The sequence below is a fragment of the Pseudomonas sp. WS 5532 genome (assembly GCF_012985445.1).
GTDB classification, from domain to species: domain Bacteria; phylum Pseudomonadota; class Gammaproteobacteria; order Pseudomonadales; family Pseudomonadaceae; genus Aquipseudomonas; species Aquipseudomonas edaphica.
Map to the genome: position 1 here is coordinate 41991 of NZ_JAAQWK010000006.1, position 10703 is coordinate 52693.

Annotated in this window: 15 protein-coding genes; 14 read left to right on the plus strand and 1 reads right to left on the minus strand. The window is 57.6% G+C overall.

The window, feature by feature from the left end; translation table 11 throughout:
- The first annotated feature begins 438 nt into the window (after positions 1–438).
- From HBO23_RS12350 to HBO23_RS12400, 11 genes are all read left to right on the plus strand, one after another.
- A complete protein-coding gene (locus HBO23_RS12350) occupies positions 439–1020 on the plus strand; it encodes an STY4534 family ICE replication protein (protein ID WP_153332645.1) in 582 nt (193 codons plus the stop codon).
- 71 nt (positions 1021–1091) lie between these two features.
- A complete protein-coding gene (locus tag HBO23_RS12355) occupies positions 1092–1349 on the plus strand; it encodes a hypothetical protein (protein ID WP_153332647.1) in 258 nt (85 codons plus the stop codon).
- A 100-nt stretch (positions 1350–1449) separates the two neighbouring features.
- A complete protein-coding gene (gene radC / locus HBO23_RS12360; RefSeq protein ID WP_153332649.1) occupies positions 1450–1944 on the plus strand; it encodes a DNA repair protein RadC in 495 nt (164 codons plus the stop codon).
- A 54-nt stretch (positions 1945–1998) separates the two neighbouring features.
- On the plus strand, positions 1999–2745 hold the full coding sequence (locus HBO23_RS12365) for an ABC transporter substrate-binding protein (RefSeq protein WP_153332651.1): 747 nt from the start codon (positions 1999–2001) through the stop codon (positions 2743–2745).
- 106 nt (positions 2746–2851) lie between these two features.
- On the plus strand, positions 2852–3394 hold the full coding sequence (locus tag HBO23_RS12370; protein ID WP_153332653.1) for a PilL N-terminal domain-containing protein: 543 nt from the start codon (positions 2852–2854) through the stop codon (positions 3392–3394).
- Positions 3391–4062: a chemotaxis protein gene (locus HBO23_RS12375; protein WP_153332655.1), complete on the plus strand. Its 672-nt coding sequence runs from the start codon at positions 3391–3393 to the stop codon at positions 4060–4062. Before HBO23_RS12370 ends, HBO23_RS12375 begins: the two co-directional genes overlap by 4 nt.
- A 9-nt stretch (positions 4063–4071) precedes the next feature.
- Positions 4072–4791, plus strand: a complete 720-nt coding sequence (locus HBO23_RS12380; protein WP_153332657.1) for a TIGR03759 family integrating conjugative element protein — start codon at positions 4072–4074, stop codon at positions 4789–4791.
- Positions 4773–5321, plus strand: a complete 549-nt coding sequence (locus HBO23_RS12385) for a lytic transglycosylase (RefSeq protein ID WP_153332659.1) — start codon at positions 4773–4775, stop codon at positions 5319–5321. The genes HBO23_RS12380 and HBO23_RS12385 overlap by 19 nt, the downstream gene beginning before the upstream one ends.
- Positions 5318–5833, plus strand: coding sequence for an integrating conjugative element protein (locus tag HBO23_RS12390; protein ID WP_153332661.1), 516 nt, complete (start codon positions 5318–5320; stop codon positions 5831–5833). The genes HBO23_RS12385 and HBO23_RS12390 overlap by 4 nt, the downstream gene beginning before the upstream one ends.
- A 9-nt stretch (positions 5834–5842) precedes the next feature.
- A complete protein-coding gene (traD, locus tag HBO23_RS12395; RefSeq protein ID WP_153332663.1) occupies positions 5843–7948 on the plus strand; it encodes a type IV conjugative transfer system coupling protein TraD in 2106 nt (701 codons plus the stop codon).
- A 90-nt stretch (positions 7949–8038) separates the two neighbouring features.
- Positions 8039–8770 (plus strand): TIGR03747 family integrating conjugative element membrane protein, encoded by a 732-nt coding sequence (locus HBO23_RS12400; RefSeq protein ID WP_153332665.1) that lies wholly within the window; start codon positions 8039–8041, stop codon positions 8768–8770.
- Between the two features lie 286 nt (positions 8771–9056).
- On the opposite strand, the gene HBO23_RS12405 is transcribed toward HBO23_RS12400, so the two are convergent.
- The gene (locus HBO23_RS12405) at positions 9057–9428 is read right to left on the minus strand and encodes a histone-like nucleoid-structuring protein, MvaT/MvaU family (protein ID WP_069787764.1); all 372 of its coding nucleotides are present in this window, start codon (positions 9426–9428) and stop codon (positions 9057–9059) included.
- A 307-nt stretch (positions 9429–9735) separates the two neighbouring features.
- Here HBO23_RS12405 and HBO23_RS12410 point away from each other — a divergent pair, with 307 nt between their 5' ends.
- From HBO23_RS12410 to HBO23_RS12420, 3 genes are read left to right on the plus strand one after another with little or no spacing between them, the layout of a single operon-like run.
- Positions 9736–10071, plus strand: coding sequence for an RAQPRD family integrative conjugative element protein (locus HBO23_RS12410; protein WP_153332667.1), 336 nt, complete (start codon positions 9736–9738; stop codon positions 10069–10071).
- Positions 10068–10307, plus strand: a complete 240-nt coding sequence (locus tag HBO23_RS12415; protein ID WP_029290855.1) for a TIGR03758 family integrating conjugative element protein — start codon at positions 10068–10070, stop codon at positions 10305–10307. Before HBO23_RS12410 ends, HBO23_RS12415 begins: the two co-directional genes overlap by 4 nt.
- 17 nt (positions 10308–10324) lie before the next feature.
- The gene (locus HBO23_RS12420) at positions 10325–10696 is read left to right on the plus strand and encodes a TIGR03745 family integrating conjugative element membrane protein (protein ID WP_020300904.1); all 372 of its coding nucleotides are present in this window, start codon (positions 10325–10327) and stop codon (positions 10694–10696) included.
- Positions 10697–10703 lie beyond the last annotated feature (7 nt).

The window sequence follows — 10703 nt, forward strand, 5'->3', positions numbered from 1 at the left end:
CTACTCTTCATTTTTTCATTCCAGTGACTGCTACCGTATTCCAGGCGTAAAAAATCGGGTTGTAGCGTCTTGACGCTTCCCTGTGACAGGCTTATACAAAGGGCGTGGTTCGCTGTCGTTGACAGCCCAGCCCAGGTAGCTTGAACCTTTAAGGCTACGCCACGTTCGTGGTGGTTTACCCAAGTGCGATTAGCGTTCGGAAGCTCGCGCGGTTACCGCTTCAGCGGTGATGAATGCCCACTACCCCATGCCTTCGGATCACCACCGCAGACGCTCCTCTGCTGCACCGCTATTTCCCAGACGCATCGTTCTGATCGTCATCGGCTTGCCGGTGGCGAGTCGTTCATCGCTCGCCTTCACCTTACCCACCCTGACGGGGGCTCACTTCCCCGTCAGGGGCTGTGCGTCGCCGTTTTCCCTTGAAACAGGAGAACCACCATGGCCCACGCCAACCAATACCAAGAAGCGACCACTTACTTCAACCTGCACACCGTCGGTATCGGTTATCTCAACCGTGTTCGTGAAGTACAAGTCCGCCGCGGCCAGCCATTCATGGCTTGCGATATCGCAGCCCTGCACGGTGCCACCGATGCGGTGGAGTACACCCGTTTCGACTGCAAAGTCGCTGGGGGTGAAGCTGAACGCTTGATTCGTCTCTATATGGACGCCGTCAAAGCTGAGAAAAAGGTCTTGCTGTCGTTCCGTATCGGCGACCTGTGGATCGATCCGTTTCTCTACGAGAAAGGCGATAAACAAGGTCAACCGGGCGCCAGCCTGAAAGGTCGCTTGCTGTTCATTGACTGGATCAAGGTCAACGGCACGTTCGAGTACAAAGCGCCCGCCAGGCAGGAAACAACAGCACCAGCTGAGCAAGCGCCAAACAGTGAGCCATCCCCAACGTCGGCTGATGCCGAAGCGGAGGCGATCGAAAACCCAACAGAGGCTCGGGTCGAACCTGAATCTCCACCCACTCCCCGCACGGCCCGCCGTGATGCCACCCGTACCGTTCAGTCCGCCTGAACAGTCCACGATGTTCCTCAGCAAGGCGCTCCGTCGAGCGCCTTTTCTTCAATCCGCACAGGAGAACCAACATGGAATCCTTCTGGCTTTGCGACGACTGCCTGTTCGCTACTGCTTACGAGGACTACAGCACGTTATCGCTCTATTACACGACGGATGAAATTGAGAAACGCATCGCCGGCATCTATCGAGGACTGGTTCGGTTAATGCCCATCAGTGCCGACTTCGATCCCGAAACTGGCTGGGGAATAAAAGCATTTTCCCCATTGCCCTGCGACGGTTGTGGTTCACACCTACACGGTCAACGCCACCGATTCACGCGGCTGTAAACAGCGCGCCATCTGCTAACGCCCGCAACTCCACACCCACCTAGGGGACACCACTCCCCTCGGGCGTGTACCCCTGATTCTTCCCTTCGGAGGTACCACCATGAGCACCCAACTCACACTGATTGAGACCTCGGATTTCGAGGCTGATCGTATCGTCCAAGAAAACCAGGTGATCGACGAAGCACTGCATATTCTAGATCGTCGGCTGTTCGCCCGCGGCCCTAACCTGACGTCGCCTGACGCTGTGGCCTCCTACCTGAAACTGCATCTTGTGCAACAAGAGCATGAAGTCTTTGGTGTGATCTTCCTCGATGCCAGACACCGGGTGCTGGCATTCGAAGTCCTGTTTCACGGCAGCATTGATGGCGCCAGCGTTTATCCCCGCCAAGTCGTTAAGCGCTCCCTAGCGCATAACGCTGCGGCGGCCATTTTTGTGCACAACCACCCTTCGGGGTGTACGGAACCCAGCCAGGCAGATCGCGTCTTGACCGCACGGTTGAAGGAGACCTTGGCCTTGATCGAAGTGCACGTGCTGGATCACTTCATCGTGGGCGAAGGCCGTCCTCTCTCCCTTGCCGAATATGGCTGGCTTTAACCCTCACAGGCGCCTTCGGGCGCCTTGTTCATTTTCATCCTAGAGCTCCCCCTCATGAACCCCACACTCCAAGCCCCAACCCTACCGGCAGCCTCCAACCCATTTGCTCGCGGCTACGACAACCTTCATATCGAACGACTGCTACTGATCACCTACGAAGACGACTGTCCTCCCTGCTTTCGACCCGTGCACGACTCACAGGCCCATCTGCCCGACGATGAACTGCAACTGTTCCCCTGCCTGTTCAATGACGATTTCGCCTTGATCAGCGAAGGCCAATCCATTCCGGATGAGTTGGATGAACGCTGCCAATCAACCGGGCTGGTGCGCCAAGTGATCTACGCCGTGATTGGCCAAATGTTCAACGAGCGGCATCACGTCGGCGACCTATACTCCCTGGAAGAAGCCCAAGCCATGGTCCACCGCTTGCGCTTCGAAACGGGACACTACAGTCGAGCCTGGGAAATCAGTACCGCCCACCTTCCTGAAGAAGCGATGTTCTATCTGGAAGGTTGGGTCAGTCACTCCGCGCCGAGACAAACTGGCCTCTTGTTCGAGCTTTTCACGTTGCCGGATTGCTGCGGCATCGGTTGCAAACTGATCGGCACACCATGGACGGACGAAAACGTGCTGAACATTGAGGGCAAACGTTATTCAAGCTTGAGACAAGAACAACTCGACGCAGGCACACCGGAAGCCTTGGTCAACGTACTGTATTTGGCGGCATTGGCGGATGTACGATTGTTGATCTTCGACCCCGACGCTACCGTCTTGGATGGGCTCGCCACTTTCGATGAGTAACAACGTGTTCGGCTTTAACACGACCCGCCTCGAATCAACTTTCTCACTGAATCGCTCCTTCACCTCATGTCAGGTTCTGCACTGAATCTGACATGAGGTTTCATCCATGGAGCGTTTTTTCACGCATGTCTGCCTGCTGGGTTTGTTGAGCGCCTGCACCGCGCAAATCCCCACCCCATTGCCGACCCAACCAGAAATCGGCAGTGGCTCCAATCAGGCCCAGCACTCGAGGGGCAAAGCCGAAGAAAGCCATCCGGCAGAACTTCGTTATGGCCGCTATACGCTGGTCAGCACCGAGCCCACCACGGAACAACGCGATCTTCTTGCCCAAATCATTGACGTGAGCATCCCGTCCAGCCTTAACCCCTCGGTGCAGGATGCATTGCAGTACGTATTGCAGCGTTCGGGCTATTCGCTCTGCCCCGTTACCGCGTCCGTGAGGGTGCTGTTTACTCGGCCCCTGCCCGCAGCCCATTACCGGCTCGGCCCGATCTCTTTGCGCCGCGCGCTGCAAGTGCTGGCTGGTCTCGCCTGGCAACTCAAGACCGATGAAGTCGGCCGTTCGGTCTGCTTCGAACAACAAAAAACGGGGGCTAGCGTCACGCCAATCACACCCGTCTCGCCCCATCTGTTGGAGGCACGTCCATGAGAGCCTCGACGTTTCAAACCCTCATCATTGGGCTGCTGTGCCTGGCGATCGCCGGCCTGAGCGGTGGTTTGTATAACCAGTATCAACGCGTGGCCGAACTGCAGAGCACGAACACCCAACATCTACAAACCCTGGACACCCTGCAACATGATTCAAGCGCCCTCAAGGACGCCCAGGAGGAGCTGCAGTATGCGCTGAAAGACCTGAAGCAGATGGTCGATACTGGTGAGCAACAGGCCAATACCCTCGATCCGATGTTGGATCAGTGGGCGCAAGAGATACAGGAACTGCGTGATGGTCTCGCAGCCCGCGCCACCCAGGCAGACTTGACAGCGCTGCGCGCACGCCTTGAGCAAGTCGAGCAACAGCTCCTGGACCTCAGAACCCAGCCATCAACACCACCATCGACGTCTTCCACGGCCAAACCGAAAAAGACCGCTCGCCCCAAACCCACCCCGCTCTCGCCACCGTTTTCAGTGTTGAGTGTCGAGTCCCGCGGTGGTGAGCGCTTTCTGGCGGTCGCACCTCATGACAGTCGCTCGCTCACGGATGTCCGGCTGCTGCATAGCGGTGAGCAGCAAGGGGCTTGGCGCCTGAAAATACTGGAGCCGAACTCAGCCATCTTCGCGGTGGCCGCTCAGCCAGATCAGACCGTGCACCTCCCTTGAGACGCAATCATGAACAGAACGCTACTGCCCACCGTTGTCTGTCTCGCTTCGCTACTGGCCATGGGCGCTGCGGTGGGCAACCCCGTCACGACACAGTCACGGACCCAGGACACGCAGTCTGCTCCGCTGGAGCGCTCTGACTCTGAACAGGCGGCGAGCTGGGGTCTGACGGAGCAGGAGTGGACGCGCTTCGAACAGATCCAAGCCGGCCCGCGCGGTTTCTGGAGCCCGAACCTCGATCCGTTGACCGCACTCGGGGTCGAGGCCCAGACCGACCAAGAGCGCCAGCGCTATGCCGAATTACAGGTAGCGCTGGAAGCCAAACGCGCCGAGCGCGAGTTGGCTTACCAAAACGCTTACACCGCGGCCTGGGCCAAGCTGTTTCCCGGGCTGCTGCCGATCCAGGGCATGGCATCCCCATCCCCTACCAACTCAGCGGTCGCGCCGCGCCAAGCTCTGTTTGTCGAGGACCATTGCCCAGCGTGCACCGCCGAAGCGCAGCGTCTGCAAAGCAGTGACACGGCGTTCGATATCTATCTGGTGGGCAGCCAAGGCCAGGATGAACGCATCCGTAGCTGGGCTCGGCAAGCGGACATCGATCCGGCAAGGGTCCAACGTCGGCAGATCACCCTGAACCATGACCGTGGTCGCTGGTTCAACCTGGGTGCCCCGGGGCCATTGCCTGCCACATTTCAACAGGTGAACGGACAATGGCAACGCCTCGACTGAGTGCTATTGCGCTCATGCTGACGATGCTCGCCGTCCAAGCTGACGAATTGCCGCCTCCTGCCTACCAACTGGCGGCGCATGACGCCGACATTCCTTCTACGGTGTTGTTCGCGATTGCCCTGCAGGAGAGTGGTATTCGCGTCCGTGGTCGCCTGCGGCCCTGGCCTTGGACCCTGAACATCGCCGGTAGCCCTTACCGCTTCGCCACTCGCCAGGCCGCCTGTCACGCCTTACTTCAGGCACTCGCCCGACATGACGCCAAGCGGGTCGATGTCGGTCTCGGGCAAACCAACCTGGGTTACCACGGACAACGCTTTTCCAGTCCCTGCGAAGCCCTTGATCCCTACCGAAATCTCGCGGTGACCGCCGAGCTGTTGCAGGAGCATCACGCTACCACCGGTGATTGGGTTTTGGCTGCCGGACGCTATCACCGCCCGGCGGGAGGAGCGCCAGCCGCACGTTACCGCGCAGGTTTTTCCCGGCAACTCGAACGACTGCTGATTGCCTTCAAACAGGACACACCACCATGAAGCGAATGCCACTTACATGCTACTTCATCTTGCTCTTGGCACCTTTCGCGCAGCCGGAGTTGACCGTAGCCGGGGATCAGCCTAGCGACTTCACCCGCCCCCATTTTCAGGTTGCCAGGCCGCTAATAAACAACAAGATCCAGCCTGATCGGGCCATGCATGCGGACCTGTCCACGGTTACCGATGAAGCCTGGATACTGCCCATCCGCAGCTCTCAGTTGAGCCCCGGCAAAATCACGCCTCGCGCCCTGAACATGCCGGGCTTGCGGCCATTTTTCCTGGTCGGTGAGGATCCCCAATCACTGGCTTGGTTGCGTCAACGCGCAGCTGAACTGCAGGAAATGGGCGCGGCCGGCCTCGCCGTCGAAGTGGCCGATACTGAAGTCCTAGCCCGGATTCGAGCAGCCGCTCCGGGCATCACCATCCTGCCGGTCAACGGCAACGACATCGCCACTCGCCTGCAGATAGAGCACTACCCCGTATTGATCACCGCCACATCACTGGAACAGTGAGTCCAAGCCATGGCCGACCATGCAATGGAGTCCAAGCTCCGGCCAGCGGTGGAGCTGTACACCGTGGCGATCTGCATCGCCGCTACAGTGCTGTGCGTGTACTCACCCTTGGCCGTGGCCCTATCACCCGAGATCGGTCTGGTTGCGGCGTTGGCCTATACCCTGTTCGGTCTGATCCGACTGCGCCAAGCCTGGGAAGTGCTGCGTTATCGGCGCAATATCCGCCGGCTGCCCCGCTACGAGCTGACCAGTCGGCAGATTCCGGTCAGTCGTAAGTGGTTGTTCATGGGCCGCGGCTTTCGCTGGACAAACCTGCACACCCAGCGCTTGGTCGAGGCTCAGGATCCGGCTGTCGCTCATTATGTCGACCAACCGACCCGTTACCGCCTGGCCCGAGCACTCGAACGGCGCCTGGAACATGCACCGTTTCCGTTCTCGACACTGGCCCGTGTTACCGCCTGGGACAGCGCCTTCAATCCGTTGCGCCCTTTGCCTCCGGTAGGTGGCTCGCCGCTACTGCATGGCGTCGAGCCCGACGAAACGGAAGTCAGCCTGCCGCTGGGCGAACGGGTCGGACACACACTGGTGCTCGGCACGACCCGTGTAGGCAAAACGCGACTCGCCGAGGTGTACATCACCCAGGACATACACCGCGTTGAACACGAGGTAGTGATCGTCTTCGACCCGAAGGGCGATGCCGACCTGCTCAAGCGCATGTACGTCGAGGCCAAACGGGCCGGTCGGGAAAAGGAGTTCTATGTGTTCCATCTGGGCTGGCCGGAGATCTCCGCCCGCTACAACGCCGTGGGACGCTTCGGACGCATCTCGGAGGTGGCATCGCGCATCGCTGGGCAGCTCAGTGGTGAAGGTAACTCTGCAGCCTTCCGTGAGTTCGCCTGGCGTTTCGTCAACATCATCGCCCGCGCATTGATCGAGTTGGGTCGACGCCCGGACTACCTGCAGATCCAACGGCATGTGGTCAACATCGACGCACTGTTCATCGAATACGCCCAGCAGTTTTTCGCCAAAACTGACCCGAAGGCGTGGGAAGTGATCGTCCAGCTTGAAGGCAAACTCACCGAGAAAAACATTCCCCGACATATGATCGGGCGCGAAAAGCGTGTCGTGGCCATCGAGCAGTACCTGGCGGTGAAGCGGGTATTTGATCCGGTACTGGACGGACTGCGTTCGGCGGTACGATATGACCGTACTTACTTCGACAAAATCGTTGCCTCGCTACTGCCGCTGCTGGAAAAACTCACCACCGGCAAGACCGCCCAGTTACTGGCCCCCAACTACACCGATTTAGATGACCCGCGACCAATCTTCGACTGGATGCAGATCATCCGTAAGCGCGGCATCGTCTACGTCGGTCTGGATGCGCTGACCGACGCCGAGGTGGCCGCCGCTGTAGGCAACTCCATGTTCGCCGACTTGGTCTCGGTCGCCGGGCACATCTACAAACACGGCATCGACCATGGCCTGCCCCAATCGGGTAACAACAGTGACAAGTTGCCGATCAACCTCCACGCAGATGAATTCAACGAGTTGATGGGTGATGAATTCATCCCGCTGATCAATAAGGGCGGCGGAGCCGGTATCCAGGTAACCGCCTACACCCAGACCCTCAGCGATATCGAAGCACGTATCGGCAATCGCGCTAAAGCTGGCCAGGTTATTGGCAACTTCAACACCCTGCAGATGCTGCGGGTGCGCGAAACCGCCACTGCGGAACTGCTCACCCAACAGTTGCCCAAGGTTAACGTGCTGACCAAGACCCTGGTGTCGGGTGCCACCGACACCTCCGATCCTGAGGCCAACACGGACTTCACGTCCTCCTCGCAAGACCGCGTCAGTAGCACCAGCGTGCCCTTGATCGAGCCGGCTCATATCGTCAGTTTACCCAAGGGGCAAATGTTCTCCTTCCAGGCCGGTGGCCAGCTCTGGAAAGTCCGCATGCCGTTGCCAAAACCCTCCAACGACGATGCCATGCCTAAGGACCTGCAGGAGCTGACCCAGCGAATGCGGGCGAACTATAACGCGCAGGCGGGGCAATGGTGGAGCGCAAGCGGTGGCGGCCCAACTACCAACTTCGATCTGGATCAGGTCGGGTAGCCCGCCCCTGCTGCAGGTTTTTGACTCAGCAGAAAACTATCCAAAAGGATCGTGATGGCATCAACTCTGCAACGCACAATGGAGTGAACGATGGCGACTTCCACCCAGAACACGCCGCCACAACCAATCCAGCGCCCAGGATTAATCGTCTCGGTGATTGGCTTGGTTTTACGCATTATTGGTGTACTGATCGCCTCGTTTCTGTTCTCGATCCTGATCGAGTTTGCAGGCCTATTGCTCTTTTGGGGCGATCAGGGCTGGCGGCACAGCCAGGCCATGCTGACCAATGAACTGAGCTGGCTTAGCCAACACTTCAAATCTTCACTCATCCTCCAGCAGCCTGGGCAAACGATCATCCAGTTACTGGATTTTCTCAATCAGTGGTTGTTGGTCAAGACCGGCTTTGCAGATTTTGCCCAGCAGGCGCGGGGGCCTAACCATGGCAATGGCTTCTGGGATTGGATCAACCAGTTCTACGTAACCATTGAGGATTTCATGCTGACGGCTGTGTATGTCACCTTTACCTTCGTGGTGCGCCTTACCATTCTGGTCCTGGCCATCCCCCTGTTTCTGCTGGCCATGTTCACTGGTTTTGTCGATGGACTGATGCGCCGGGACCTACGTAAATTTGGCGCAGGGCGAGAAAGTAGCTTTGTCTACCATCGAGCTAAACGAGCCGTGATACCACTGCTGATCGTGCCCTGGGTTATCTACTTGTCCCTACCCTTTTCGCTCAATCCCATGGCTGTGTTTTTCCCTTGTGCGGTGATGCTCGGCATCATTACGGCAATCACGGCAACGACATTCAAGAAGTATCTCTGATTCGGAAAAACCAGTTTTTCTTTACATGTCACGATGCCAGGATAGTTATCCTGCGACCCAAAACTGACACACCATACGAATGCAAATAAAACTGCTAGAGGTCGTCCTCGACTCCCATTATGGGTTAGAGCATCAGATGAAATGTAGGCTTCCAAGATTTGGGCGAAATTCAAGGATCTAACCAGCAATTAAACTGGTGCAGGACCGGGTCAAGACTTGTACTCTGGATTTATCATTCTCACCGATAAAAAAGGGCCCTTACAGGCCCTTGGTCATCAAACCGATCTTACTGAGTACGCCACGAGTCAACAACGTCTGCGCCAAACTCGACTTTCCATTCTTTCAGTTGTCGATGATTTCCTCCCTTGGTTTCGATCACCTCACCCGAGTTTGGATTCTTGTAAATCTTCACTTCGCGAGCCTTACGGATGGCCTTTACGGAGGCAACTATTGGTGCAGAGGTACGACGGCCAGCCTCTGGGTCCAGGATGCCAATGATGTTCTTCAAGCTGAAGCCGTACTCGCCAAGCAACGCACGTAGTTTGCTCTCAAATTCCATTTCTTTTTTCAGACCGGAGTCACTTTTCATCGACTCGAGCTCTGCGAGCTGTTCGGCCAGTTGTTGTTCAAGCTTGCGAAATTCAGCCAAACGAGACATGTGAAACTTCCTTCAGGTTAGGGAAATGAGAAGTGAACGCCCCCATGCTAAGCGATGATTGACTCTTCGTCACCCATACGCGTTTCAAGCAGAAGTGAATCCACTCATTGCCCTATGAGCAACACATTACTAATGGGGAAGGATTGCTAGACTGGGCTCTCTTTTTCGCCCAATCGATTGCTAGTGTATGTGTGGGTAAGTTTCTTCCGCTCGCCTCCAAAAAAGCGATACATCCCATCTCGCGTTTTATACTGAGTAATTCAACCCCCAACTTGATGCTGACGCCATCTCCACATGGACCAGCATCATGTCGACTACCGTCTTTCGCTGCTTGTTATTCCTTTCACTGGCCATCGCTCATGGCAGCGGCTATGCCGCATCGACTCATGAGCAGGAACAGCTCAGCCTAGTCCAGCAGCAACTCGACACTCTCGAACGCCTTGCGACGCGAGCGGAGGCAGCCCGTACCCTTGAACCAATCGAACGCTATCGATTCGACTACCCCCGACTGACCCAGGACATTCAGCGCATCCGCCAAGGGGTGCAGAGCTATCTGTTCCCCTCCCGTGCGCAACCCCGCGACCCCAGTGAACTGGTCGGTGATTACCGCCTCGACACTCCGATTGCGGAGCCCTCGCCATGAGCATGACTGACGTTCAGATCGCTGCGTTCCAAAACGCCGCCGGCTTCGCACCGCAGAGCAGTTCGACGCTGTGGCTGTCCCTGGTTCTCGTCCTGACCTTGCTGTGGTGCGCCTGGGTGATGTGGACGGCTTACCGGGGTTGGGCGAGCGGCAGCGTGCGCTTTGGAGCCTTCGGCGGCAGCGCCGCACGCGTGCTGCTCACCTTGCTGGTTTTGATGTTCTTCACCCTGTCCTAACCCAGGAGATCGCCGCCATGCTCAAGTGCTTTACCCCTCTGAAAAACAACCTGCGTGATCGTGCGAGCCAGCGCTTGATCGGACTGCTGCTGGTGCTCGGCCCAAGCCTGGCTTTTGCCGAGCTCCCCACCATGGAAGCCCCTTCGCGCGGCGAAGGATCCGGTTTGATCGAGACGATCAAAAACTATGCCTACGACGGCGGCATCCTGCTCGGTCTGCTGATCGCCCTACTCGCTTTCTTGGGGGTGGCGTGGCACTCGTTGACCGTGTACGCCGACGTGCAAAACCAACGAAAGACCTGGAAGGACTTGGGTGCAGTGGTCGGCATCGGTGCCCTGCTGGTGGTGATCATCATCTGGTTCCTGACCAAGGCGGCCGCCATTCTGTGAGGTCGGC

What these genes read in the sequence shown, in the direction of transcription:
- HBO23_RS12405 (WP_069787764.1), bottom strand. Translation starts at nt 9,428, where the DNA reads ATGTCTCGTTTGGCTGAATTTCGCAAGCTTGAACAACAACTGGCCGAA.
- HBO23_RS12365 (WP_153332651.1), top strand. Translation starts at nt 1,999, where the DNA reads ATGAACCCCACACTCCAAGCCCCAACCCTACCGGCAGCCTCCAACCCA.
- HBO23_RS12420 (WP_020300904.1), top strand. Translation starts at nt 10,325, where the DNA reads ATGCTCAAGTGCTTTACCCCTCTGAAAAACAACCTGCGTGATCGTGCG.
- HBO23_RS12400 (WP_153332665.1), top strand. Translation starts at nt 8,039, where the DNA reads ATGGCGACTTCCACCCAGAACACGCCGCCACAACCAATCCAGCGCCCA.
- HBO23_RS12375 (WP_153332655.1), top strand. Translation starts at nt 3,391, where the DNA reads ATGAGAGCCTCGACGTTTCAAACCCTCATCATTGGGCTGCTGTGCCTG.
- HBO23_RS12390 (WP_153332661.1), top strand. Translation starts at nt 5,318, where the DNA reads ATGAAGCGAATGCCACTTACATGCTACTTCATCTTGCTCTTGGCACCT.
- HBO23_RS12410 (WP_153332667.1), top strand. Translation starts at nt 9,736, where the DNA reads ATGTCGACTACCGTCTTTCGCTGCTTGTTATTCCTTTCACTGGCCATC.
- HBO23_RS12350 (WP_153332645.1), top strand. Translation starts at nt 439, where the DNA reads ATGGCCCACGCCAACCAATACCAAGAAGCGACCACTTACTTCAACCTG.
- traD (WP_153332663.1), top strand. Translation starts at nt 5,843, where the DNA reads ATGGCCGACCATGCAATGGAGTCCAAGCTCCGGCCAGCGGTGGAGCTG.
- HBO23_RS12355 (WP_153332647.1), top strand. Translation starts at nt 1,092, where the DNA reads ATGGAATCCTTCTGGCTTTGCGACGACTGCCTGTTCGCTACTGCTTAC.
- HBO23_RS12385 (WP_153332659.1), top strand. Translation starts at nt 4,773, where the DNA reads ATGGCAACGCCTCGACTGAGTGCTATTGCGCTCATGCTGACGATGCTC.
- HBO23_RS12415 (WP_029290855.1), top strand. Translation starts at nt 10,068, where the DNA reads ATGAGCATGACTGACGTTCAGATCGCTGCGTTCCAAAACGCCGCCGGC.
- HBO23_RS12380 (WP_153332657.1), top strand. Translation starts at nt 4,072, where the DNA reads ATGAACAGAACGCTACTGCCCACCGTTGTCTGTCTCGCTTCGCTACTG.
- radC (WP_153332649.1), top strand. Translation starts at nt 1,450, where the DNA reads ATGAGCACCCAACTCACACTGATTGAGACCTCGGATTTCGAGGCTGAT.
- HBO23_RS12370 (WP_153332653.1), top strand. Translation starts at nt 2,852, where the DNA reads ATGGAGCGTTTTTTCACGCATGTCTGCCTGCTGGGTTTGTTGAGCGCC.